At 74.1% G+C, this 25,083-nt stretch carries 22 protein-coding genes and 1 pseudogene; all 23 read left to right on the top strand.

The window, feature by feature from the left end; translation table 11 throughout:
* Positions 1-137: 137 nt before the first annotated feature.
* The 23 genes and pseudogenes from rsmH to NMK34_RS21345 all read left to right on the top strand — a co-directional run bounded on the left by rsmH (position 138) and on the right by NMK34_RS21345 (position 25,011).
* A complete protein-coding gene (gene rsmH, locus NMK34_RS21455) occupies positions 138-1,247 on the top strand; it encodes a 16S rRNA (cytosine(1402)-N(4))-methyltransferase RsmH (RefSeq protein ID WP_318336394.1) in 1,110 nt (369 codons plus the stop codon).
* Positions 1,244-1,825, top strand: a complete 582-nt coding sequence (locus NMK34_RS21450; RefSeq protein ID WP_318334926.1) for a hypothetical protein — start codon at positions 1,244-1,246, stop codon at positions 1,823-1,825. The genes rsmH and NMK34_RS21450 overlap by 4 nt, the downstream gene beginning before the upstream one ends.
* Positions 1,826-1,828: 3 nt before the next feature.
* Positions 1,829-4,042 carry a penicillin-binding protein 2 gene (locus NMK34_RS21445; protein WP_318334925.1) on the top strand — a complete coding sequence of 738 codons (2,214 nt, stop codon included), beginning with the start codon at positions 1,829-1,831 and terminating at the stop codon, positions 4,040-4,042.
* Positions 4,043-4,094: 52 nt separating this feature from the next.
* Positions 4,095-5,657, top strand: a complete 1,563-nt coding sequence (locus tag NMK34_RS21440) for a UDP-N-acetylmuramoyl-L-alanyl-D-glutamate--2,6-diaminopimelate ligase (protein WP_318334924.1) — start codon at positions 4,095-4,097, stop codon at positions 5,655-5,657.
* Positions 5,654-7,063 (top strand): UDP-N-acetylmuramoyl-tripeptide--D-alanyl-D-alanine ligase, encoded by a 1,410-nt coding sequence (locus NMK34_RS21435; RefSeq protein ID WP_318334923.1) that lies wholly within the window; start codon positions 5,654-5,656, stop codon positions 7,061-7,063. The genes NMK34_RS21440 and NMK34_RS21435 overlap by 4 nt, the downstream gene beginning before the upstream one ends.
* Positions 7,060-8,187: a phospho-N-acetylmuramoyl-pentapeptide-transferase gene (gene mraY / locus NMK34_RS21430; protein WP_091420798.1), complete on the top strand. Its 1,128-nt coding sequence runs from the start codon at positions 7,060-7,062 to the stop codon at positions 8,185-8,187. Before NMK34_RS21435 ends, mraY begins: the two co-directional genes overlap by 4 nt.
* A 239-nt stretch (positions 8,188-8,426) precedes the next feature.
* Positions 8,427-9,842 carry a putative peptidoglycan glycosyltransferase FtsW gene (locus NMK34_RS21425; RefSeq protein ID WP_318336393.1) on the top strand — a complete coding sequence of 472 codons (1,416 nt, stop codon included), beginning with the start codon at positions 8,427-8,429 and terminating at the stop codon, positions 9,840-9,842.
* Complete coding sequence (murG, locus tag NMK34_RS21420) at positions 9,842-10,948, top strand: undecaprenyldiphospho-muramoylpentapeptide beta-N-acetylglucosaminyltransferase (RefSeq protein WP_318334922.1); 1,107 nt, start codon at positions 9,842-9,844, stop codon at positions 10,946-10,948. The genes NMK34_RS21425 and murG overlap by 1 nt, the downstream gene beginning before the upstream one ends.
* Before the next feature lie 31 nt (positions 10,949-10,979).
* Entirely contained in the window at positions 10,980-12,461 is a 1,482-nt protein-coding gene (gene murC, locus NMK34_RS21415; RefSeq protein WP_318334921.1) for a UDP-N-acetylmuramate--L-alanine ligase, read from the top strand.
* Complete coding sequence (locus tag NMK34_RS21410; RefSeq protein ID WP_318334920.1) at positions 12,458-13,276, top strand: cell division protein FtsQ/DivIB; 819 nt, start codon at positions 12,458-12,460, stop codon at positions 13,274-13,276. Before murC ends, NMK34_RS21410 begins: the two co-directional genes overlap by 4 nt.
* Positions 13,277-13,504: 228 nt before the next feature.
* Positions 13,505-14,620, top strand: a complete 1,116-nt coding sequence (gene ftsZ, locus NMK34_RS21405) for a cell division protein FtsZ (RefSeq protein WP_030500246.1) — start codon at positions 13,505-13,507, stop codon at positions 14,618-14,620.
* Between the two features lie 9 nt (positions 14,621-14,629).
* A complete protein-coding gene (locus tag NMK34_RS21400) occupies positions 14,630-15,376 on the top strand; it encodes a YggS family pyridoxal phosphate-dependent enzyme (RefSeq protein WP_318334919.1) in 747 nt (248 codons plus the stop codon).
* A gap of 193 nt (positions 15,377-15,569) precedes the next feature.
* Positions 15,570-16,271, top strand: coding sequence for a cell division protein SepF (locus NMK34_RS21395; RefSeq protein WP_318334918.1), 702 nt, complete (start codon positions 15,570-15,572; stop codon positions 16,269-16,271).
* Positions 16,272-16,299: 28 nt separating this feature from the next.
* Positions 16,300-16,605, top strand: a complete 306-nt coding sequence (locus NMK34_RS21390) for a YggT family protein (protein ID WP_013287596.1) — start codon at positions 16,300-16,302, stop codon at positions 16,603-16,605.
* Positions 16,606-16,646: 41 nt separating this feature from the next.
* Positions 16,647-17,450, top strand: a complete 804-nt coding sequence (locus NMK34_RS21385) for a DivIVA domain-containing protein (RefSeq protein WP_135241278.1) — start codon at positions 16,647-16,649, stop codon at positions 17,448-17,450.
* 750 nt (positions 17,451-18,200) lie between these two features.
* Positions 18,201-18,395: pseudogene (locus NMK34_RS21380) on the top strand (hypothetical protein); the annotation flags it as partial.
* A 2-nt stretch (positions 18,396-18,397) separates the two neighbouring features.
* Positions 18,398-18,706 (top strand): DUF167 domain-containing protein, encoded by a 309-nt coding sequence (locus tag NMK34_RS21375; protein WP_318334917.1) that lies wholly within the window; start codon positions 18,398-18,400, stop codon positions 18,704-18,706.
* Positions 18,707-18,728: 22 nt separating this feature from the next.
* Positions 18,729-20,234 carry a potassium/proton antiporter gene (locus NMK34_RS21370; RefSeq protein ID WP_318334916.1) on the top strand — a complete coding sequence of 502 codons (1,506 nt, stop codon included), beginning with the start codon at positions 18,729-18,731 and terminating at the stop codon, positions 20,232-20,234.
* A 225-nt stretch (positions 20,235-20,459) separates the two neighbouring features.
* Entirely contained in the window at positions 20,460-20,879 is a 420-nt protein-coding gene (locus tag NMK34_RS21365) for a TraR/DksA family transcriptional regulator (RefSeq protein WP_302907720.1), read from the top strand.
* Between the two features lie 68 nt (positions 20,880-20,947).
* Positions 20,948-21,550, top strand: a complete 603-nt coding sequence (gene lspA, locus NMK34_RS21360) for a signal peptidase II (protein ID WP_194801225.1) — start codon at positions 20,948-20,950, stop codon at positions 21,548-21,550.
* Positions 21,547-22,491 (top strand): RluA family pseudouridine synthase, encoded by a 945-nt coding sequence (locus NMK34_RS21355; protein WP_135241274.1) that lies wholly within the window; start codon positions 21,547-21,549, stop codon positions 22,489-22,491. The genes lspA and NMK34_RS21355 overlap by 4 nt, the downstream gene beginning before the upstream one ends.
* A 1-nt stretch (position 22,492) precedes the next feature.
* Positions 22,493-23,341, top strand: coding sequence for a hypothetical protein (locus tag NMK34_RS21350; protein WP_318334915.1), 849 nt, complete (start codon positions 22,493-22,495; stop codon positions 23,339-23,341).
* Positions 23,342-23,481: 140 nt separating this feature from the next.
* Entirely contained in the window at positions 23,482-25,011 is a 1,530-nt protein-coding gene (locus NMK34_RS21345; RefSeq protein WP_318334914.1) for an ATPase, read from the top strand.
* Positions 25,012-25,083 lie beyond the last annotated feature (72 nt).

The following is a 25,083-nucleotide window of genomic DNA, read 5'->3' as shown; positions in this document are numbered from 1 at the left end:
GTGCCAGGCGCACGATCCGACACGGAGGGCCGCGGCCTCCGGCGGGCGGGAGCGGATGGGGATCTGGCGGTATGGCGAGGCGTCGTGGCGACGACGGACACGTGACGGAACGGTTGGCGAACGGGGTGGGGGTCGAGATGGGGGAGCTACGCGGCACGCACGTGCCGGTGCTGCTCGAGCGGTGTCTCGAGCTGCTGGCCCCCGCACTGGGCCGGCCCGGTCGCACCGTCCACGTCGACGCCACGCTCGGCCTGGCCGGCCACGCCGAGGCGGTGCTCTCGGCGCATCCGGACACGGTGCTGATCGGCCTGGACCGGGACACCGAGGCGCTCGCCCACGCGCGGGTCCGCCTGGCCCGGTTCGCCGACCGGATCCACCTGGAGCACGCCGTCTACGACGAGCTGCCCGAGGTGCTCGACCGGCTCGGTTACCCGGCGATCGACGGGGTGCTCTTCGACCTCGGCGTCTCGTCCCTGCAACTGGACGCGCCCGACCGCGGGTTCGCGTACGCGCAGGACGCGCCGCTGGACATGCGGATGGACCAGACCCGGGGGGTGACCGCCGAGGAGGTCGTGAACACCTACTCCCACCCGGACCTGGCCCGCCTGCTGCGGGTGTACGGCGAGGAGAAGTTCGCCGGGAAGATCGCCTCGGCGATCATCCGGGAACGGGAGCGCGCCCGGATCACGTCGTCGGCCCGGCTGGCCGAGCTGGTCCGGGACGCCATTCCGGCGCCGGCCCGGCGAACCGGTGGACACCCGGCAAAGAGAACGTTTCAGGCTTTACGGATCGAGGTAAACAGAGAACTGGCAGCGCTGGAGACGGCGCTGCCGGCCGCTCTGGACAAGCTCACAGTGGGCGGCCGCATGGTGGTCCTGTCCTACCACTCGCTGGAGGACCGGCTCACCAAGCACGCGCTCGCCGACCGGGTCCGCAGTAAGGGCCCGGTCGACCTCCCGGTCGAGCTGCCCGGGTCGGGCCCGACGTTCCGGCTGTTGAGCCGGGGCGCCGAGCTGCCCGGGGAGGCGGAGGTGGCCGCGAACCCGCGTGCCGCCTCGGTGCGGCTGCGGGCCGCGGAGAGGCTCGACCCGGAGGCGGCCCGGCAGGGGCGTACCGACCGCGAACGGTACCGCCGCCGGGTCAAGGCGATGCACCAACCGGGGGCGGGGTCACCGGGGTCCGGCGAGGATCCGCGGTCGGCCCCGGGGGACGCGAACGGGACGGACGAGGAGGGGGAGGGGACATGAACGTCGAGAAGCGCGACGGCCGGGGAGCCGTCGGGCAGCGCGCACCGCGGTCGGGGGGCCGGACCGCGGCGCAGCGCACCACGCGGGACACGACCGCGACCGACCGCCGGGAGCAGGCTCGCGCCCGGGGGGCGCGCGAGTTTCCGACGCAGGGCAGCGCCGCGCTGCGGCCGGCCGAGCGTACCCGGGTCACCGGTGCGCCCGCGCCGCGCCTGCGGGTCGCCCCGCCGGCGCCGATCCGGGTGCCCCGGGCCCCGTTCGTCGCGCTGATCCTGGTGCTGGTGGTCGGCGGGGTGCTGGGCATCCTGGCGGTCAACACCAAGATCAACGAGAACGCGTTCAAGCTGGAGAAGCTCCAGCAGCAGCAGGCCAAGCTGGACGTGGACGAGCAGGAGCTGCGCAAGGAGATCGCCAAGCAGGAGGCGCCCGGCAACCTGACCGCCAACGCCCGGCGGCTCGGCCTGGTCGAGTCCGAGGATCCGGCCTACATCCGGCTGCCGGACGGCCAGACCATCGGGGTGCCGCACCCCGCGCAGGGCGCCCCGTCGGTCACCAGCCCGCAGGGCAACGGAGGCTGAGCCATGCCGCCGAGATCGGATGATCCGCGCCGGGACGCCACGGGCTCCCGGCGCGGATCGTCGCGGGGGTCGGAGCCGCGCGAGCCGGGCCTCGGCGGGATCTCCGACGCCCGGGCGTACACCCCGCGCGGGCGGACCGTGCGCGAGGGCGGCGGCGCCGAGCAACGGCGTACCCCCCGGAGCAACCGGTCCGGCGACCCGTTCCGGCCCGCGTTGCAGGTGCTCGACGGCGGCCGGGCCGGGCGGGCCGGCACGCGTGAGCCCGCCACCGACGGCGCCCGGTCCGGCCGCCGGTCCACCGCCGCGGGCGGCCGGGCCGGCGTGGTGCGGACCGTCTCGTCCCGGCCGGTCCGGGAACCGTTCGACGACGAGGAGGACGCGCCGCCGCCGCGCCGCCGGTCCCAGCCGCGCCGCCCGGCCGCGCAGCCCCGCCGGCCGGTACGCAAGCCGCGCCGGCCGCCGCGACTCGGCGACCCGCGCCGGCGGCTGAGGCTCGGCACCGTGCTGGCGCTGGCGTTGTTCGCCAGCATCGGCGTGCGTCTGGTCTACCTCCAGACCGTGGACACCCCGGCGTACGCCGACGGCGGCCTGCCCAACCGGCTCGCCGTGGTCGAGCTGCCCGCCCCGCGCGGGGCGATCCTCGACCGCGACGGCGAGCCGCTGGCGCACAGCGTCGAGGCCCGGTACGTGTTCGCCGACCCGACCCGAGTCAAGGACCGGTTCGCCACCGCGCGCCTGCTCTCCCCGCTGCTCGGCGTGCCCGTGTCCGACCTGGCCGAGAAGATGCGCAAGCGCACCCTGCCCGGCACCGACACCCCGTTGCAGTTCGTCTACCTGGCCCGCGGTGTGGAGATCGGCACCGCCAAGCGGATCATGGAGCTCGACCTGGCCGGCATCAACGTGCACCGCGACGAGCGGCGCGAGGTGCCCGGCGGCGACCTGGCCGCCAACCTGCTCGGCTTCGTCAGCCAGGACATGAACGGCCTGGAAGGGCTGGAGGCCAAGTACGACGACGTGCTGCGCGGACAGGCCGGCAAGCGGACCTACGAGGTGGGCCTCGGTGACCTGGCCGCACCCATCCCGGGCGGCTACAGCCGCACCACCCAGCCGCAGCCGGGCAGCTCCCTGAAGCTCACCCTCGACCGGGACCTCCAGTTCATGACGCAGCGGATCCTGGCGAAGCAGACGGCCAAGGTGAAGGGCAGCGTCGGCGCCGCGGTGATCATCGAGGTGCCGAGCGGCGAGGTGCTGGCGCAGGCCAGCCAGCCGACGTACGACGCGGCGAACCCCACCAAGGTCGGCTCCCCGGCGGACCGGGACGACGCGGCCACCACGTTCGTGGTCGACCCCGGCTCGATCCACAAGGCGATCACCTACGGCGCGGCGCTCCAGGAGGGCGTGATCACGCCGGACACCAAGTTCCCGGTCTCCGACACGATCGTCCGGGGCGGTGTCACCTTCCGCGACACCCACCCGGCCGGCGGCCGCACCATGAGCATCCCCGGCATGCTCGCCTTCTCGTCGAACGTCGGCACCATCGAGATCGCCGAGAAGCTGGGCAAGGACCGGCTGTTCGACTACCAGAAGCGGTTCGGGCTGGGCGCGGCGACCGGTGAGGGCATGCCCGGCGAGGCATCCGGCCGGCTGCTCCCGCCGGACCAGTGGAGCGGCTCGGCGTACGGGTCGGTGCCGATCGGGCACAGCGTGGACGCCACGCCGCTGCAGATGGCCGCCGCGTACGCCACGATCGCCAACAACGGCACATACGTGCAGCCGCACCTGGTCAAGGAGACCATCGGCGCGGACGGCAAGCGCAGCCCCGCCGCCGCGCCCACCACCCGTTCGGTGCTCAGCCCCGACAACGCGGCGGCGCTGCGAAAGATGATGGAGGCGGTCACCACCGTCGACGGCCCGGACGGCCAGGCGACCGGGCTGGCCGCCGCCGTGCCCGGCTACCGGGTGGCCGGCAAGACCGGCACCGGGCTGCGCTACGAGAACGGCAAGGAGCAGCCCGGGCCGGTCGGATCGTTCATCGGCATGGCCCCGGCGGAGAACCCCCGGTACGTGGTGGCGGTGTTCGTCTGGAGCCCCGGCGGCGAGGGCGGCGCGGTCGCCGCGCCCGCGTTCCGGGAGATGATGGGCTTCACTCTCCGCCACTACCGGGTGCCGCCGTCGCTGACCAGCAAGTCCCCGAAGTTCGAGGTCTTTCCGCGCTGAGCGGGGGCGGCGGGACATCATCGGTGAGTGGCGACGAACCACCGGGGCGGCTGTGCGGTCGGAACCGGACGACCGGGTAGGGTCTGACGCCGTGCCCGGCAATCCACGTCCCACAACCGTGCGTCCCGTACGGCTCGGCGACCTCGCCGCCCGCGTGGCGGCGACTCTGCCGGAGGAGGCCGACGAACCGGCCGTCACCGGCGTGACCCACGCCAGCCAGGAGGTACGCCCCGGCGACCTGTACGCCGCCCTGCCCGGCGCCCGGCGCCACGGCGCGGAGTTCGCCGCCGCGGCGGCGGAGGCGGGCGCGGTGGCCCTGCTGACCGACCCGGCCGGCGCGGCGCTCGCCGCCGGCACCGGCCTGCCCGTGCTCGTCGTCGACGACCCGCGCGACGCGCTCGGCGAGGTGGCCGCGACCGTCTACGGCGATCCGACCGCCGGTCTGACCGTGATCGGGGTGACCGGCACCGCCGGCAAGACCTCCACCAGCTACCTGGTCGAGTCCGGGCTGCGCGCCGCCGGGCACGTCACCGGGCTGATCGGCACCGTGGAGACCCGCCTCGGCGACCTGGTGATCGACAGCGTCCGGACCACCCCGGAGGCCACCGATCTGCACGCCATGCTCGCGGTGGCCCGCGAGCACGGTGTGGACACGGTGGTGATGGAGGTGTCCAGCCACGCGCTCGCGATGGGCCGGGTCGGCGGCGTCCGGTTCGACGTCGGCGGCTACACCAACTTCGGCTCCGACCACCTGGACTTCCACGCCGACGAGGCGGACTACTTCGCGGCCAAGGCCAAGCTGTTCGACGGACGCTGCCGGGTCGAGGTGCTCAACCACGACGACCCGGCGCTGCGCCCGCTGCACAAGCCCGGCACCGTCACCTACTCGGCGGCCGGTGACCCGGACGCCACCTGGTGGGCCGAGGGCATCGACGGCGAGGGCTACGCGCAGCGGTTCACCCTGCACGGCCCGGACGGGCTGACGCTGCCGACCGGCGTGGCGCTGCCCGGCCGGCACAACGTGGCGAACGCGCTGCTGGCGGTCGCCCTGCTGGTCGCCGCCGGGGTGGACCCGGAGACGGCGGCGCGTGGCGTGGCCGCCTGCGGTGGCGTGCCCGGCCGGCTGGAACTGGTCAGCGGCGACGCCCCGGTACGCGGCGTGGTCGACTACGCGCACAAGGCCAACGCGATCGAGGCGGTGCTCACCGCGCTGCGCGGCCTGACCGAGGGCCGGCTGATCTGCGTGCTCGGCGCCGGCGGCGACCGGGACCGGGGCAAACGGCCGGTGATGGGCGGCGTGGCCGCGCGCGGCGCCGACGTGGTGCTGGTGACCGACGACAACCCGCGGACCGAGGATCCGGCCGCGATCCGGGCCGAGGTGCTCGCGGGCGCGTACGCCGCCGCGACCCCGGCCCGCGTCATCGAGGTGCCCGGGCGGCGGGCGGCGATCGAGGAGGCGGTCCGGGTGGCCGAACCGGGTGACGTGGTGGCGGTGCTTGGTAAGGGCCAGGAACGCGGCCAGGAGATCGGCGGCGAGGTGCTGCCGTTCGACGACCGGGTGGAGCTGGCGGCGGCGCTGCGCGCCCGCTTCGGTGACCTGGTGGGGCTGCGGTGATCCCGCTGACGCTGGCCGAGGTGGCCGCCGCCGTCGACGGCCGGCTCGTCGGCGCCGAGCCGGACGCCCGGGTCACCGGCACCGTCGAGTTCGACTCCCGCAAGGTCAACCGGGGCGGGCTGTTCGTCGCCTTCCCCGGCGAACGCGTGGACGGCCACGACTACGCGGCCGGCGCGATCTCCTCGGGCGCGGTGGCGGTGCTCGGCACCCGGGAGGTGCCGGGCGTGCCGATGGTGCTCGTCGGCGACGCGCTCGACGCGATGGGCCGGCTGGCCCGCGCGGTGGTGGACCGGCTGCCCGGGCTGACGGTGATCGGGCTGACCGGCTCGTCCGGCAAGACCACCACCAAGGACCTGATCGCCCAGCTCGCGGTCCGGCTCGGCCCGACGGTGGCGCCGCCCGGCTCGTTCAACAACGAGCTGGGGCACCCGTACACGGCGTTGCAGGCCACCCCGGAGACCCGCTACCTGGTGATGGAGAAGGGCGCCCGCGGGGTCGGGCACGTCCGATACCTGTGCGACGTGGTGCCGCCGCGGATCTCCGTGGTGCTCAACGTCGGCGTGGCGCACCTGGGTGAGTTCGGCTCGGTGGAGACCATCGCGCTCGCCAAGGGGGAGCTGGTCGAGGCGCTGCCCGAAGACGGGCTGGCGGTGCTCAACGCCGACGACCCGCGGGTGGACGCGATGGCGTCGCGTACCCGGGCCCGGGTGGTGCGCTACGGCGAGTCGGAGCGGGCCGACGTGCGCGCCGTGGACGTGACGCTCGACGGCCGGGGACGGCCCTCGTACACCCTCGTCACCCCGGAGGGCAGCGCGCCGGTGCGGCTCGGGCTGACCGGCCGGCACCAGGTCTCCAACTCGCTCGCCGCCGCGGCGGTCGGCCGGGAGCTGGGCCTGCCGCTGCCCGACCTGGCGGCGGCGCTGAACGAGCTGGGCCTGGTCTCGACCCGGCGGATGGACGTCTTCGAACGCCCCGACGGGGTGACAGTGATCGACGACTCGTACAACGCCAACCCGGCCTCCACCGGCGTGGCGCTGCGGGCGTTGGCCAGCATGCGCGGCGACGGGCGTACCGTCGCGGTGCTCGGCTACATGGCCGAGCTGGGTGACTTCGAACGTCAGGGGCATCAGCAGGTCGGCCGGCTCGCGGCCGAACTGGGAGTGGACCGGCTGCTCGTGGTGGGCGAGCCGGCGGCGCCGATCCACGAGGGCGCGACAGCGGTAGGTAACTGGGGAGGAGAGTCGGTGCTGCTCACCGATCAGGCGGCGGCCGTCGAGGTGCTGCGGAGCGAGCTGCGTCCGGGGGACGTGGTGCTGGTGAAGGGCTCCCGGTACCGGACCTGGGAGGTGGCCGACGCGCTGCGCGCGGACGCCCCGGAGGGTACGACGGAGGGCGGCGCCGCATGAGGGCGGTCATCGTCGCCATCGGGGTCGCGTTCCTGATCTCACTGTTCTGCACGCCGATCGCGATCAAGGTGTTCGCCCGGCTCAAGGCCGGCCAGCCGATCCGATCGAACCTCGGGCTCGCCAGCAACGAGGGCAAGAAGGGCACGCCGACCATGGGCGGCGTGGTCTTCATCCTGGCCACGGTCATCGCGTACGTGGCCGGTCACCTGGCCCTGACCACGCTGCCGGACGCGCAGATCGCGCAGGTCGAGCCGACCATCACGGCGCTGGTGCTGCTGGGGCTGATGGTGTTCTCCGGCGCGGTCGGCTTCATCGACGACTTCCTGAAGGTGCGCAAGCGGCACAGCGGCGGCCTCAACAAGCGGGGCAAGCTGGCCGGGCAGATCCTGGTCGGCGCGGTCTTCGGCGCGGTGGCCGTCTACTTCCCGTCGAGCATGACGGACGCCGGCGGCAACGCGACGAACACCGAGACCGTCGGCAGCACCACGCTGAGCTTCATCCGGGACATTCCGGCGCTGGAGATCGGCAAGATCGGCGCGGTGATCGTCATCATCATGGTGGTCATGGCGGCCACCAACGGCGTCAACCTCACCGACGGCCTGGACGGCCTGGCCACCGGCGCCTCGGTGATGGTGCTGGCGGCGTACGCGCTTATCGCGTTCTGGCAGTACCGGCACTGGTGCGCCGACCCGAACTACACCGAGTCGTACTGCTACGCCGTGCGCGACCCGCTGGAGATCGCGCTGATCGCCGGCGCGGCGGCCGGCGCCTGCGTGGGCTTCCTGTGGTGGAACACGTCCCCGGCGCGGATCTTCATGGGCGACACCGGCGCGCTCGGGCTGGGCGGCCTGATCGCCGGCATGGCGATGTCCACCCGGACCATCCTGCTGCTGCCGATCCTGGGCGGCCTCTTCGTGATCATCACGATGTCCGTGGTCATCCAGATCATCTCCTTCCGTACCACCGGCAAGCGTGTGTTCCGGATGTCGCCGTTGCAGCACCACTTCGAGCTGGCGGGCTGGAGCGAGGTCAACATCGTGGTCCGGTTCTGGATCATCGCCGGTATCGGCGTGGCCATCGCGCTGGGCCTGTTCTACAGCGAGTTCCTCGCCGCGGTCAGCTGACGGCTCGGGTGTAAGGAAGGGCCCCTTATTAACAGACGTCTGTTAATAAGGGGCCCTTCCTTCAGATCCGACACGCCGACCGGGCGGTTGCGCCACGGGCGGGCGGGTCGAACGGCCATGATGGGCCTGTGGGGGAGGGACGAGACATCCAGGTGACCAGCGACCCGCCGGCCCGCCGTGCCCCGGCTGCCACGCCACCGGCCGAACCGCCGGCGGCGCGCTGGGATCCGGCCGGTGGCCTGGCCGCGCTGCGCGGCCTGCTGGCCCGGCCGCTGGCCTCGTACTACCTGCTGCTGTCCAGCGCCGGCCTGCTGCTGCTGATCGGCCTCACCATGGTCTTCTCCGCGACGAGCGTGCGGGACTACGTCATGGACGGCGACGCGTCGGCGTCGCTGACCAAGCAGGCCGTCTTCGCGGTGATCGGCATCGGCGCGTTCTGGGCCTGCCAGCGGCTGCCCGCGCGCACGTTCCGGGCGGTCAGCCGGCCGGCGCTCGGTGTGGCGGTGGCGCTGCTGCTCCTGCTCAACCTGCTGGTGGCGATGAACTCGCTGTTCGGGGTGACGTCGATCGGGCCGTTGAAGGCGCAACTGCTCTGGCTCTACCTCGGCCCGATCTCCGTGCAGCCGGTCGAGGTGGCGAAGTTCGCGCTGGTGCTGTGGGCGGCGCACGTGCTGGCCCGCAAGGGCGCCGCGCTCGGCTGGTGGAAGGAACTGGCCACTCCGCTGTTCCCGGTGGTGGGCCTGCTGTTCGTGCTTGTCGGCTACAACGACCTGGGCAGCATGCTCTGCCTGCTGGCGCTCGTGGTCGGGATGCTCTGGGCGGCCGGCGTGCGGGGCCGGGTCTTCGCCGCGCTGACCGCGATCGGCCTGGCCGGCATCGGCCTGCTGGTGGCCGCGGCCTCGCTCGGGGCCGGCTCCGGCTCCCGGGGCGCCGACAACTACCGGCTCGGCCGCCTCACCATGTGGCTCGACCCGCCCTCCCCGCGGACCTGCTTCGAGCAGGAGCTGGACTACTGCTACCAGCTCGTGCAGGCCCGCTACGCGATCGGCAACGGCGGCTGGTTCGGTGTCGGCCTGGGCCAGAGCAGCTTCAAGTACGGCTGGCTGCCCGAGGCCCACAACGACTTCATCTTCGCCATCATCGCGGAGGAGCTGGGCGTGGTCGGCTGCACGGTGATCCTGGTGCTGTTCGCCGTGCTTGCGTACACCGGGATGCGGATCGCCCGCCGGGTCGAGGACCCGTTCCGCCGGCTCGCCGCCGCCGGCGTGACCGCCTGGCTGGTCGGCCAGGCGGTCATCAACATCGGTGGCGTGACCGGCCTGCTGCCGCTGACCGGCGTACCGCTGCCGTTCATCTCCGACGGCGGCAGCGCCCTCGTGGTGACGCTCGCCGCGATCGGCATGCTCGCCTCGTTCGCCCGCGCCGAGCCGGACGCGGCGCGAGCGCTGCATGCCCGTCCGCCCGCCCGATGGGTCCGACTAGTGTGGGCCCCGTTGCCGCCGCTTCCCGGCCGGCGCCGCCGACCGGCGCCGCCCCCGGCCGACCGAGGGTCCGTGCCCCGGTCCCGTCAGCGGCGGCAGGACGACCAGGCCGCGCCGCGCGGCGCCCGGTCCGACCGGGCGCGCGCCGGCGCGGCGAGCGAGAGGAGACGCTGATGGGTCCGCTGCGTTCGGTGGTGCTCTGCGGAGGGGGTACGGGCGGGCACATCTACCCGCTGCTCGCCTTCGCCGACTGCCTGCGCCGACACGACCCGAGCGTCCGGATCACCTGTCTGGGCACACCCAAGGGGCTGGAGAACGAGCTGATCCCGCCGGCCGGCTACGACCTGCGGCAGATCCCGGCCTACCAGCTGCCCCGATCGGTCAACATGAGCCTGGTGCGTACCCCGGACCGGATGTGGAAGGCGGCGCGCGCGGCGGGCAAGGTGATCGACGAGGTCCAGGCCGACGCCGTGGTCGGCTTCGGCGGGTACGTCTCGGTGCCGGGTTACCTGGCCGCGTGGCGGCGGGAGCTGCCGATCGTCATCCACGAGGTGAACGTGCCGCCGGGCGTGGCGAACCGGCTCGGGATGAAGTTCACCAAGAACGTCGCGGTGGGCTTCCCGCACCAGCCGGCCCAGGCCGAGGCGCTGCGCGACGCGCGGGTGGTCGGTGTGCCGCTGCGCCGGGGCATCGCCGGGCTGGACCGGGCCGCGCTGCGTGACGCCGCCCGCGCCCACTTCGGACTCCGTCCCGACCTGCCGGTGCTGTTCGTGGCCGGTGGCTCGCAGGGCGCCCGCTCGATCAACCTGGCCGTCTCCGGCGCGGCGAAGGAGCTGGCCCGCAACGGTGTGCAGGTGCTGCACGTGATCGGCGCCCGCAACGAGCCGGTCTCCGTGCCCACCGACCTGCCGGTGCCGTACGTCACGCTGCCGTACCTGTCCGAGATGGAGCTGGGCTACGCCGCGGCCGACCTGATGCTGGCCCGGGGCGGCGCGATGACCTGCGCCGAGGTGGCCGCGATCGGCCTCCCCACCATCTACGTGCCCTACCCGCACAGCAACCAGGAGCAGAAGCGCAACGCGCTGCCGGTGGTGGAGGCGGGTGGCGGTCTGCTCGTCGACGACGCCGAGATGACCCCGGCGTGGCTGGAGCGGACGGTGATCCCGCTGATCCGGGATCCGCAGCGGCTGTACGCGATGAGCCACGCCGCAGCCGGCTACGGCCGCCGCGACGGCGACGTGGCGCTGCTGAACTTCGTCTACGAGGCGGTCTCCCGCTGATGAGGGCAACCGCGACGGGAAGGTACGTCTGATGAACACCGCGCAGTTCACGCCCGCCGGCACCATGACGGCGGAGGACCTGGGCCGGATCCACCTGATCGGGGTGGGCGGGGTCGGGATGGCCGGGCTGGCCCGGCTGTTCCTCACCCGGGGCCTGCCGGTCTCCGGCAGCGAGCTGCGGGAGTGGCCGTCGCTGGCCGGCCTGCGGGCGCTGGGCGGCACCATCCACTCCAGCCACGAGGCGTCCAACCTCGACGGGGTGGACACGGTGGTCTACTCCTCGGCGATCCCGCAGGACCACCTGGAGATGGTCGAGGCGCGCCGGCGCGGGCTGCGGGTGCTGCACCGCTCCGAGGCGCTCGCCGCGGCGATGACCGGCCGCCGGACGGTGGCGGTCGCCGGCACCCACGGCAAGACGTCCACCACCTCGATGGTCACCATGGTGCTCCAGCAGGCCGGCACCGACCCGTCGTTCGTGATCGGCGGCGAGATCTCCGAGGTGGGTTCCGGCGCGCACCACGGCACCGGCGAGCACTTCGTGGTCGAGGCGGACGAGAGCGACCGCTCCTTCCTCATCTACCGCCCGTTCGTGTCGATCATCACGAACATCGAGGCGGACCACCTCAACACCTACGGCGACCTGGCCACCCTGGAGGCGGCGTTCGCCGAGTTCGCCCGGCTCACCGACCCGGCCGGCTTCGTGATCACCTGCGCCGACGACGCGGGCGGGCGCCGGCTGGCCGAGACGTTGCGCGCCGAGGGCCGCCGGGTCTGGACGTACGGCGAGGCCGCCGACGCGGACCTGCGGATGAGCGAGGTCGTGTCGTCCGCGCACGGGGTGCGCTTCCAGGCCGAGGTCGAGGGCCGGCCGCTGGGCGAGATCCGGCTGCCCGTACCGGGCCGGCACATGGCGCTCAACAGCGCCGCCGCGGTGCTCGCCGCGTACCTGCTGGAACTGCCGGTGGCCGCGGCGGAGGCCGCGCTCGGCGCGTTCCCCGGCGTGCGGCGGCGCTTCGAGCGCAAGGGCGCGGCGGACGGCGTGCTGGTCTACGACGAGTACGCCTACCACCCGACCTCGATGACGCTGGCGTTGCAGACGCTGCGTGAGGTGGCCGGCGACGGCCGGCTGATCGTGGTGTTCCAGCCGTACCGGCTCTACCGGACCCGGGACAACCAGGCGGAGATCGCCGCCGCGCTGGGCATCGCCGACGAGGTGGTGCTGCTGGAGGTCTTCGGCCCCGGTGAGACGCGCCGCCCCGGCGAGGGTTCGGCAGCGCTGATCCAGGAGGTGCCGCTGCCGGCCGAGCGCAAGGTGTTCGTCGAGGCGTGGGACGACGTGCCGGGCGAGGTGGCCCGGCGGGCACGCGCCGGCGACGTGGTGGTGACCATGGGCGCGCCGCCGATCTCGCTGATGGGTGACCAGTTGCTCGACGCCCTGCTCGCCCGCTCCGGCGGGGGCACGGGGCTCGGCGCCGGCGTCGACCCGGACGGCGCGGCGACCCCGGCCGGATGAGTCCCGGTCCGGCCCGCGGCCGTACCCCCGGACCGGACGGCGGCGCCGGGCGGCGCAGCCCGGCTCGGCGCTGGCAGCTCGTGCGGGCGAACGCGGACGCGGTGCCGCCGTCGACCCGCCGGTTCATGGCCCGGGCCCGGCAGCGGCGGATGCGGGCGGCGCTGCCGTGGGCGGTCGCCGCCGCGGTGCTCGTCGTCGCGGGCCTGGTCGCGTGGACGGTGCTGGGCACCGGCCTGTTCGGCGTCCGTGAGGTACGGGTGGTCGGCGCGCGGCTGGTCACCCCGGTGCAGATCCGCGACGCCGCAGCGGTGCCGGACAACGCGCCGCTGGCCCGGGTGGACCTGGACGCGACCGCGCGCAAGGTCGGCACGTTGCCACCGGTGGCGAACGCCACTGTGGAACGGGAGTGGCCGGGCACGCTCGTGATCCGGGTGCGGGAACGCACGCCGGTGGCGGCGGTGCCGCAGGGTGAGGGCTTCGTGGTGATCGACGGCTCGGGCGTGGTGTTCCAGCGGCTGGACCGGGCGCCGGACGGGTTGCCGCAGGTCCGGGTCGCCCGGCCCGGCCCGGACGACCCGGGTACGCGGGCCGGGCTGGCGGTGCTCGCCGCGCTGGAGCAGAAGCTGCGCGCGGAGCTGGTAGCGGTGGACGTGGCCGGGCTGGCCCGGATCACGCTGCTGCTGCGCGGCGAGCGTCAGGTGTTCTGGGGTGACGCCTCCCGGGGCACCGACAAGTCGACGGTGGCGACCGCTCTGCTGAGCCGTAAGGCGGACCGGATCGACGTCAGCGCGCCGGACGTGGTCACGTTCGAGTGACCCGCGGCTCAGCGAGCGGGCGATGTGTCCCCTGTCGCTCGGTCGGCGACACGCCGGAACAGGTCCTTGGCTCCTGGCGCGGCGGCGCATACGTTGCCCCGAAGAGATCAGTGGTTGACATAACTCTAAGCCTCTAGTAGAGGGTGAGGGTTCACCCGTCGGAGGCCGCTGATCCGGCCAAGCCGTGTGGGGTCGGCCCATGCCAATCTCGAAGGGAAAGGACCGGAGATGACACCTCCGCACAACTACCTGGCGGTCATCAAGGTCGTCGGCATCGGGGGCGGCGGCGTCAACGCCGTCAACCGGATGATCGAGGTTGGGCTCAAGGGCGTCGAGTTCATCGCGATCAACACCGACGCGCAGGCGTTGCTGATGAGCGACGCCGACGTCAAGCTCGACGTGGGCCGGGAGCTGACCCGGGGACTGGGCGCGGGCGCCAACCCGGACGTCGGCAAGAACGCCGCCGAGGACCACCGCGACGAGATCGAAGAGGTCCTCAAGGGCGCCGACATGGTGTTCGTGACCTGCGGCGAGGGCGGCGGCACCGGCACCGGCGGCGCGCCGGTCGTGGCGAACATCGCCCGCAAGCTCGGCGCGCTCACCATCGGTGTGGTCACCCGGCCGTTCTCGTTCGAGGGCAAGCGCCGGCAGGTCCAGGCCGAGGCGGGCATCGAGGAGCTGCGCAACCAGTGCGACACGCTCATCGTGATCCCGAACGACCGCCTGCTCGCGCTCGGCGACCGCAACATCTCCATGATGGACGCGTTCCGCACCGCCGACCAGGTGCTCCTCTCCGGTGTCCAGGGCATCACCGACCTGATCACCACGCCGGGCCTGATCAACCTGGACTTCGCCGACGTGAAGAGCGTGATGAGCGGCGCCGGCAGCGCGCTCATGGGCATCGGCAGCGCCCGGGGCGAGAACCGCGCCGTCGAGGCGGCCGAGGCGGCCATCTCCAGCCCGCTGCTGGAGCAGAGCATGGACGGCGCGCGCGGCGTGCTGCTGTCCATCGCCGGCGGTTCGGACCTCGGCCTGTTCGAGATCAACGACGCGGCGCAGCTGGTCACCGACGCGGCCCACCCGGACGCGAACATCATCTTCGGCGCGGTCATCGACGACGCGCTCGGCGACGAGGTGCGGGTGACAGTGATCGCGGCGGGCTTCGACGGGGGCGCGCCGGCGTACAAGGCGGTCGAGCCGCCGCGCAAGAGCAACCAGAACCCGCCGGCCCAGCCGAACGCTCCGGTGAGCCCGCCGGCCACCATGCCGGCGCCGCAGCAGCCGTCGCGCCGGGTGCTCTTCGACGACGTCGACGTGCCCGACTTCCTCAAGAACGGGTCCTGAGCCGCGCCGATGACGGAGTCACAGACGGCGGTGCGGCCCGAGCGGCGCGCCGAGCTGGCGGCCGGGCTGGCCCGGGTGCGGGCCCGCATCGCCGACGCCTGCGCGGCCGCCGGGCGGCAGCGCGACGAGGTCACCCTGGTCGCGGTGACCAAGACGTACCCGGCGGCGGACGTGGTCGCGCTGGCCGGGCTCGGCGTGACCGACGTCGGGGAGAACCGCGACCAGGAGGCGGCGCCGAAGGCGGAGGCGGTGGCAGACGCCGGCGCCGCGCCGCGCTGGCACTTCATCGGCCAGTTGCAGCGCAACAAGGCGCGCTCGGTGGTCCGGTACGCCGACGTGGTCCAGTCGGTGGACAGCGTCCGGCTGGCCGCCGCGCTGGACGCCGCCGCCGGGGCGGTCCGGGACCGGCCGCTGGACGTGCTGGTGCAGGTGAGCATCGACGGCGACCCGGCCCGGGGCGGGGCGCTGCCCGGCGCGGCCGATCCGCAGCGCGGGCTCGACCCGGTGGCCGCGGCGGTGGCCGGCGCCGACGGGCTGCGGCTGGCGGGCCTGATGGCGGTGGCGCCGCTGGGCTGGGAGCCGGACCGGGCGTTCGCCCGGCTGGCCGAGGTGGCGGCGGCGCTGCGGGCCGACCATCCGGGCGCGACGGTGCTGTCGGCGGGGATGAGCGGCGACCTGGAGAGCGCGGTCGGGCACGGCGCGACACATGTCCGTGTCGGCAGCGCGTTGCTCGGAATGCGCCCTGCGCTGCGGTAGCCTCACCACGACGGAAGCAAATTACATCAGTGTTGTTCAGGACGGCGTTCCCGTAGCCGGGGGCCGTGACGGGCGGACCGCGAACCGCACGTCAGGGGATTGCCGATCCGGTCCGGTGGGCATGATCGTCCACTCGTGATCAAGCGACACGGCACGGGGGCGCGTGCCGCACGGCGGACGGAAGGGCGCGGGGATGGGTGCACTGCGCAAGGCGGGGGTCTGGCTCGGTCTCGTCGAGGAGGACGACGAGCGGGCGTACGAGGACGGTGGCTACGACAAGGGTGGCTACCGGGACTCGTCGCGCTACCGGTCGAGCCGGTACGCCGAGGAGTTCGCCGACGAGGACGACGACGAGGCCGAGGAGCCGCCGACGACCCGCGGCCGGCTCGGCGAGCGGGGCCGGCTGTCCGAGCGTGCCTCCAGCCGCGCCGCCGACGTCGACCGGGCCGAGACCGAGCGCCCGGAGCGGGCCGAGCGGTCCAGCGTGCGGTCGATCACCCGGTCCTCCGGCGGTGACACCTCTGGTGCCCTGACCTACCACACCCGGGACAATCTCGCCCTCGCGCCGCAGGCCCAGCCGCGCGAGCGGGAGCGTGTGGCGCCGGAGGACGAGCAGCGCTACCAGATCACCACGCTGCACCCGACCACGTACCGCGAGGCGCGGACCATCGGCGAGCACTTCCGGGACGGCGTACCGGTGATCATCAACCTCACCGAGATGGACGAGGCGGACGCCCGCCGGCTCGTCGACTTCGCCGCCGGGCTCGCGTTCGGTCTGCGCGGTACGATCGAGCGTGTGACCAACCGGGTGTTCCTGCTCTCACCGGCCAACGTCCAGGTCACCGCGGAGGACAAGGCCAAGATCGCTGAGGGCGGCTTCTTCAGCCTGAGCTGAGCCGCACGACCGAGGGACGTCGCCTGCCGTGTTGTCGATCCTGTTCCAGGTGCTCTACCTGCTGCTGTACATCTTCCTAATTGTCCTGTTGGCGCGATTTGTTCTCGGGGCGGTGCTGGCCTATGGTCGCCGCTGGCAACCGGGACGGGGAGCGTCGGCGGGACTGGAAGTCGTGTGGAGCGTCACTGATCCGCCCCTGCGAGCGTTGAGGCGTGTGATCCCACCACTGCGAATTGGTACCGTGAGCATCGACCTGGCCTCCCTTGTGCTCCTGGTTATCCTGTTCGTGCTGATGGAGTTCGTGTTTAGGCGCCTGATCTTCGCGTTTGCCTGACCAGAGCGCTTTCGCGGCCGCAACTGACCCGAGGAGTTTCGATGCCGCTGACCCCGGCCGACGTCCACAACGTCGCCTTCAAAAAGCCGCCGATCGGCAAGCGGGGGTATGACGAGGAGGAGGTCGACGCCTTCCTGGACGAGGTCGAGCGTGAGCTGGCCCGTCTGATCGAGGAGAACAACGAGCTGCGCGCCCAGGTGGAGCGCGGCGGTCGGGGTGGCGCTCCCGCCGGCCCCGGCGGTGACGCCCGCCTCGCGGCGGAGCTCAACGACGTCAAGGCCCAGCTCGACCGGGTGCAGCGCGACAAGGCGGCTGCCGAGCAGGCGGCCCGCGCGATGCAGGCCGAGCTGGAGCAGGTCCGCGCGCAGGGCGGCCCGGCCGGTGTGACCGGTGACGGCGAGCAGCAGGCGCTGCGGGTGCTCATGATGGCCCAGCGCACCGCCGACGACCACGTCTCCGACGCCCGTCGCGAGGCCGACCAGCTGCTCTCCGAGGCCCGTTCGAAGGCCGAGGAGGTCACCCGGGAGGCGCGCGCCAAGGCCGACGCCCTGGAGCGGGACGCCCGCCAGCGGCACCAGGAGGCCATGGGCGGTCTGGACGCCAAGCGCACCGCGCTGCAGAAGCACATCGAGGAGCTCAAGCAGTTCGAGCGCGAGTACCGCACCCGCCTCAAGGCGTACCTGGAGAGCCAGCTGCGTGACCTCGACGGTCGCGGCCAGGGTCTCGAGGTGGAGATGAACCGCGCCGAGGGCACCCGTGCCACCGGCAGCAACGGTCTCGCCGCGGCCGGCCTCGCCGGCTCCTACGGCGGTGGCCGCGCGGGCTCGCTCGAGTCCGGCCGCTGATCCCGCGTCGGTGGCCGTCCCCGTGACGGCCACCGACCGCCCAGACCGACACGACGCGGCCGGGGGTGAGCCGTGGTAGCCGCCAGCATCCTGCTCATCCTCGTCGCGGTCGTGCTGCTGATCGCCGGTCTCGCCGGCGGATCGAGCCTCCTGCTCATCGTCTCGATCGCGGCCAGCCTGCTGTCCGCCGTCGCCTTCGTCGCGTTCGCCCGCCAGGCCGCCGCGGCGAGGGCCACGGCCGGCCGGGAGACCGGACCGCGACCACGGACCGCGCACACCGTCCCGTCCCCGGACGAGCCGGTGAGCCCGGTCCCGCACCACACGTCCACGGCCGGCGCCGGTGGATCCGGGTGGCGGCAACCGCCCGGATCGCCGGTGACCGAGCCGGACGACGCCCCGCCGCCGGCCGCGTACTCGCCGCCGGCCGAGCCGTCCGACACCGGGCCGTACGAGCCCGCCGCCGGGCCGTACGAGGCCCGGCCGTACCCGCCGGCGTTCGACGCCGAAGCCGGGCCGTACACACACGCGTTCGAGGCCGAGCCCGCCGCCGCGCCGTCCACGTCCGCGTTCGACGCCGAGCCCGCCGGGCGGTACACCGCGCCGGTGGACGCGGACCCGGTGGTCGCGGACGCGGCGCCCTACTCGCCGCCCGGCCCGCGCGTGCCGGAGACCGCCCGGCCCACCTCGCCCGCGCCGGGCGAGGCGTTCGACGGCGACCCGCCCGCCGAGTACCTCTCCACCGGTGACGTCGCCCGGCTGGTCCGGCTGCCGGGTGACGTGCTGGTGGTCGACGGCCATCCCCGCTTCCACCTGCCCGGCTGCCCGCACCTCGTGGGCCGGGAGGACGAACCGCTGCCGGTCGCCGAGGCGGTGGCGCTGGGCTTCACCCCGTGCGCGCACTGCGAGGCCGCCACCACCCTGCTCGCCGAGGCCCGGCCGCGCTGACCATGACGATCGCGGACGACACACTCACCGTCGCGGTGCGGGTGAAGCCCGGGGCGGCCCGCGCCCGGGTGGGCGGGCGGTTCGACGGGCCGTACGGTCCCGCGCTCGTCGTCGCCGTGCACGCGCCGGCGGTGGACGGCCGCGCCACCGAGGCGGCCCGGCGCGCGCTCGCCGACGCCCTCGGCGTCCGCCCGTCGACCGTGTCGCTGCGCTCCGGCGCGGCCAGCCGGGACAAGCTGTTCTTGGTCGAGCGCCCGCACGACGGGCTGCCCGAGGTGCTGCGCCGGCTGCGCGACGGCAGCACGGCGTGAGGTCCGGTCGGGCCAGTCGGCGATGACCCCGGGGCTCGACGTCGCGCTGCTCGTGGGCGCCGCCGTGCTGCTCGTAGCAGTGGGCGCGGTGCGGTTCTCCACCCGGCTCGGCGTACCGAGTCTGCTGGTCTACCTGGCGCTCGGCGTGCTGCTCGGCGAGGCCGGCCTGGGCATCCGGTTCGACGACGTCGAGCTGACCCGGGTGCTGGGCTTCTGCGCGCTCATCGTGATCATCGCGGAGGGCGGCCTGACCGCGCGGTGGACCACGTTGCGGCCGGTGCTCGGCCTGGCCGCGGCGCTGTCCACGGTCGGTGTCGTGGTCAGCATCGTGGTCGTCGGCGTGGTGGTGCACCTGCTGCTCGGCCTGGACTGGCGGCTGTCGCTGCTCTACGGCGCGGTGCTCTCCTCCACCGACGCGGCGGCCGTGTTCGCCACGCTGCGCCGGCTGCGCCTGCCGCCCCGGCTGGTGGCCGCGCTGGAGGCCGAGTCCGGGGTGAACGACGCCCCGGTCGTGCTGCTGGTGCTGCTGCTGTCCCGCGCCGGGGTCGAGGCCGCCCACCCCTGGTGGTACGAGGTGCTGCTGCTCGGCTACGAGTTGAGCGCCGGCGCGGCGGTCGGGGTCGGCGCCGGGCTGGCCGGCCGGTACGCGCTGCGCCGGGCCGCGCTGCCGTCGGCCGGCCTGTACCCGATCGCGGTGGTCGGCTTCACCGTGCTGGCGTACGCGGCCGGCTCGGTGCTGCACGCCTCCGGCTTCCTCGCCGTGTACGTCGCGGGCGTGCTGCTCGGCAACTCCCGGCTGCCGCACCGCCAGGCGATCCTCGGGTTCGCCGACGGGCTGGCCTGGCTGGCCCAGATCGGCCTGTTCGTGCTGCTCGGGCTGCTGGTCTCGCCGAGCCGGCTGGACTCGGCGGTGCTGCCGGCCGTGATCACCGGACTGGCGCTGCTGCTGCTCGCCCGGCCGCTGTCGGTGGCGGTCTCCGCGCTGCCGTTCCGGGTGAACCTGCGCGAGCAGGTGTTCCTGTCCTGGGCCGGGCTGCGTGGCGCGGTGCCGGTCGTGCTGGCGACCATCCCGCTGTCGCTGCACGTGCCGGGGGCGGACCGCCTGTTCGACGCCGTCTTCGTCCTGGTGGTGATCTTCACGTTGCTCCAGGCCGGGACGCTGGCGCCGGCGGCCCGGCGGCTGGGTGTGACCGCGCCGGCCGAGGCGAGCGAGATCCTGCTGGAGACGGCTCCGCTGGAACGGATGCGGGCCGACCTGCTCCAGCTGGAGGTGCCGGCCGGGTCGCGGCTGGCCGGGGTGCACGTGGACGAGCTGCGGCTGCCGGTCGGCGCCGCGGTGACGCTGGTGCTGCGTGACGGGGTCGGTTTCGTGCCGGGCGCTGACACCCGGCTCAAGGTCGGGGACAGCCTGCTCATCGTCGCCACCGCCGGAGTACGGGACGAGACCGAGCGGCGGCTGCGGGCGGTGAGCCGCCGGGGCCGGTTGGCGAGGTGGTTCGGGGAGTACGGCGAGGAGACGGCCGGCTGATCTGCTACCGTTCCTTTTGCCCCGATTGATGGCAGTCCGGGGCGGATACGTGGGACGACGGTGCGGCACGTTGTCGGACGCCTGTACGTTCCGTATTCTTGCCAACCTCCGGAGTGCACGGCGGGCCCGCTCGCCGTGCACCCTTCCGTACGCGGACGACGCCGACGCCGGCGTCCCCGCCCACGCACCGCTGACCGCCGCTCCACGCGGCTGAGGGAGCTGACGATGGCGAAGCCAGCCGACACCAGGACCGCCGGTCGCAAACCGGTGGCGAAGGCCACCCGCAGCGCGGCGGAGACCGAGAAGATCCGGGCCGCCCTGGCGGCACGGCGGGACGAGCTGAACGCCGAGTACGATCAGACGCTGAGCGAGATCACCGAGCTGCAGCGCGAGCGGCTGACCGACTCGGCCGGGGACGACCAGGCCGACACGGGCACCAAGACGTTCGAGCGGGAGCAGGAGATCTCTCTCGCCAACAGCATCAAGGAACGGATCACGCAGGTCGAGCGCGCGCTGGAGCGCCTCGACGAGGGTGGCTACGGCTGGTGCGAGCGGTGCGGCAACCCGATCCCGGTGGAGCGGCTCGCCGCGTTCCCGTCGGCCACCCTCTGCGTGACGTGCAAGCAGCTGGAGGAGCGGCGCTGATCACCGCTCCCCGGCGGCCGTACGGCAGACGGTGACCGCACCGTCTCGCGAGCGTCGATGGGGAGCAGATGACCGCAGCACCGCCCGCCGGGGCCGGCACCACCGAGTCGGGCGCCGGCGCGCCCCGCCGTAAGGCCGTCGGCCTGCTGCTCGGCGTGTCCCTGTTCTCGCTGCTGGCGGATCTCGGCACGAAGCAGCTCGCGCTCGCCGAGCTGACCGGCCGGGAGCCGGTGTCGCTGCTCGGCGGCACCGTCTACTTCAGCCTCACCCGCAACAGCGGCGCGGCCTGGAGCATCGGCTCCGACCACACCTGGGTCTTCCCGATCATCACGTTCGTGGTGATCGGGTGGATCACCTGGATGGCGCTGCGGCTGCGCTCGCTGCCGTGGGCGGTGTCGCTGGGCCTGGTGCTGGGCGGCGCGCTGGGCAACCTGATCGACCGGATCTTCCGCGCGCCCGGCCACTTCGTCGGCCACGTGGTGGACATGATCAGCCTGTTCGACCCGTACGGCCAGGTCTGGCCGGTGTTCAACCTGGCCGACAGCTCGCTGGTGTGTGGCGTGGTGCTCGCGGTCTTCCTGGAGCTGACCGGCCGGCAGCGCGACGGCTCCCGGCTGCGCGACGAGAAGCGCGACGACACCGCCCCGGCCGAGCAGCGGGAGAGCGCGTGACCTCCGCCTTCGCCGCCGGCGGCGACACCCGTTCCCTGCCCGTGCCCGACGGCCTCGACGGCATGCGCCTGGACCAGGCCGTGTCCCGGCTGTTCGGGCTCTCCCGCACCGCCGCCGCCGGCCTGATCGACGCCGGGGACGCGCTCGTCGACGGCGTGGCCCGGCCCAACTCGCACAAGGTCAAGGCGGGCTCGTGGCTGGAGGTCACGCTGCCCGCGCCGGCCGCGCCGCCGGCAGTGGTGCCGCAGGCCGTGCCCGGTCTGACCGTGGTGTACGCCGACGACGACATCGTGGTGGTGGACAAGCCGGTCGGGGTGGCGGCGCACCCGAGCCCGGGCTGGACCGGCCCCACGGTGATCGGCGGGCTGGCCGGCATCGGTCACCGGATCTCCACCAGCGGCGCCGCCGAACGGCAGGGCGTGGTGCACCGGCTCGACGTGGGCACCACCGGGATCATGGCGGTGGCCAAGAGCGAGCGCGCGTACACCGCGTTGAAGCGCGCGTTCAAGTACCGCGAGGTGGAGAAGCGCTACCACGCCGTGGTGCAGGGCCACCCGGACCCGCTGCGCGGCACCATCGACGCGCCGATCGACAGGCACCCGCACCACGACTACCGCTGGGCGGTGGTCTCCGGCGGCAAGCCGAGCATCACCCACTACGACACGCTCGAGGCGTTCCCCGCCGCCAGCCTGCTCGACGTGCGGCTGGAGACCGGGCGTACGCACCAGATCCGGGTGCACTTCTCCAGCATGCGGCACCCCTGCGTGGGCGATCTGACCTACGGCGCGGACCCCACGCTGTCGGCCCGGCTGGGGCTGTCCCGGCAGTGGCTGCACGCCCGCTCGCTGAGCTTCGCGCACCCGGGCACCGGCGACGAGGTGACGTTCGTCAGCGAGTACCCGGACGACCTGGCCCGGGCGCTGGAGATCCTGCGCGACTGACGTGAGCGACGATCCCGCGCCGCCGCGCCGGTCCCGGTCCGCCGCGCTGACCTGGGTCGCGCTGGCCTGCGCACTCGTGGTGCTGGTGGTGGCCGTGGCGCAGCGGCGGGACCGCCCGGTGAGCGACCGCACCGTGGGCGAGGTGACGAGGGTCGGCGTGACCGACGGTGCGAGCATCCCGGCGTACCTGCGCGCCGCCGGGGACGAACTGGCCCGCCTCGACGCGCCGGACGGCTACGCGCTGGTGTCGTTCGACGGCTATCTGACCCCGGCGCGTGCCGCGGCCGCGCTGGACGGCACGCGGGCCTCGGCGGTGGTGACCCGGGTGCCGCTGCGCGGCCGGCAGACCGAGATCGTCCGGATCGCGGCGCTGCGGCTGCCGCAGGACGTGGTGGCCGGCATGGCCGGTGTCGCGACGCGCAAGGACCGGGAGGCCGCTGACTACCGCTCCCGCGCCGCCGCGACCACCGCCGATCCGGACCTGCGCCGGGTGTACGACAGCGGCGCGGAGGTCGCCGCCCGCGAGGCGGAGGCCTACCGGACCGGCTGCGCCTGCGTCTATGCCGCGGTCGTGAGTGCCGCGCCGGACGCCCTGCGCGCGCTCACCGTGCGTCCGGGCGTCCGGGTGGTGGACCCGGCGCCGGAGGTGCGCCGCCTGGACCGGACCGTGTTCACCCCGCCGCTGCCCGAACAGCGGGACGTGGTCCGGCCGCCGGCCGACACCGGACCGGCCGAGGCAGGCGGAATGGGCGATTCGTCGGAAGCCGCACGGACGGTGAGCGGACCTTCACCCAGCGCCCCCGCGCCCGCCGCCGGCTCCGGGACGCCCAATCCCGCTCCCACCTCCTGAGACATCGGGGTACGCGGCGACCCGGCCGATCCCATGGTGCGGCGGACCACCGGGCGATGTGCGGCGCGGGGAGTGGTCCGAATAGGGTTTCGTTCGTAGCCTGTCAGGCGGAGATCGATGGGCTGGGGGAGGGCGAATCCTTGGACGGCAGCGAGACCGGCTGGGGTCGGCAGGGCGAGCCGGCACCGCGGTGGCGGGCGCTGCTCGACCGGGCCCGGCTCGGCGGTCGCGGCGCGGAGCACGCCGACACCGACCGGCACGTCGAGGAGCAACCGGCGCCGCCGCCCGACCCGCTGCCCCGTCGTGGCGCGGGCGCCGGGTGGACCGGGCGCGCCACCGCCGTCGGCCGCGCCCCCGACGGGTCGTACGGCGCCGAGCCCGGTTACCGGGCCGAGGCCACGTTCCGGGTCGATCCGGCCTTCCGCGCCGATCCCCGGCACGACGGCGAGCCCGCCTACCGGGCCGAACCGGCGTACCGCAGCGATCCGGAGCCGTCCTGGCGCGCCGGGCAGCCCTACCCGCCCGACCCGTCCTGGCGCCCCGACCCGTCGTTCGCGCCCGAGCAGCCCCTCACCGCCGAGCCGCGCCCGGAGCCGTCCTGGCGGCCCGACCCGGCCCGTCCGGAGCCGCGCGGCCGGGCCGAGGCGCCGGCCGAGTCCCGGTACTCCCTTCTGGACGGCGGCTACCGGCCCGCGCCGCCCCCGCCGGAGTCCCGCTACGCGCTGCTCGACCGGGGCCGCTACCGGCCGGACACGCCGCCCGCCCCGGAGCCGGTGGTGCCCGCGCCCCGCCGCCCGCTGGAGGGCCGCTCCGGCCGGGTCGACGCGGCCCAGGTGCAGTGGCGTGCCCCGGAGACGGACCCGGAACTGGAACGGGCGACCAGCGTGCTGCGCCGCGAGCTGGGCACCCCGCGGGTGCTCGCCTTCGCCAACCCCAAGGGCGGGGTGCACAAGACCACCGCGACGGTGCTCGCCGCCGCGACGGTGGGCAGCGTGCGCGGGCGCGGCGTGCTCGCCTGGGACGACAACGAGCTGCGCGGCACGCTCGGTCTGCGGGCCGGCAGCGCCCGGCACGCCCGTACCATCCGGCACCTGATCCACGACCTGGCGCAGATCGAGATCCTCGAGGGCAACACGCTGCTGTCGCACCTCGACGACTACCTGCGGCACGCCTCCGACGGCTCGTACGACGTGCTGGCCGGCGAGGAGAGCCCGCGCTTCGCCCAGCGGCTCGACCAGTTCACCGTCAAGCGGGTGCTGGAGCTGCTGCGCCGCACCCACGAGGTGGTCTGCGTGGACACCGGCAACAACGTGGAGAGCCCGAACTGGCGCACCGTCATGCAGGCCGCCGACCAGCTCGTGGTGACCACCGTGCCGCGCGAGGACGCGGCGTTCAGCGCGGACTGGATGCTCGACCTGCTGCACGAGGTGGGCATGGGCGAGCTGGCCGACAACGCGGTCACGCTGATCTCCTGTCCCACGCCGGGGCGTACCTCGTTGCAGGACGACCTGGAACGGCACTTCGCCACCCGGACCCGGGCGGTCGCCGTGGTGCCCTACGACCCGGCGCTGGAGACCGGCTCCTCGATCGAGTACCACCAGCTCCAGGCCGAGACCCGCAACGCCTGGCTCAAGGCGGCAGCGGTGATGCTGGAACCGTTCGCGCGCTGAGCGGCGACCACCGCCCCGCACCGTGCCCGGGCCTGAGAGGATCAACGGGTGAGTCCGGACACCCCTGAGCCC

The sequence above is a fragment of the Micromonospora sp. BRA006-A genome (assembly GCF_033433935.1).
GTDB lineage: Bacteria > Actinomycetota > Actinomycetes > Mycobacteriales > Micromonosporaceae > Micromonospora > Micromonospora aurantiaca.
This window is presented reverse-complemented; position numbering and strand designations above follow the sequence as displayed.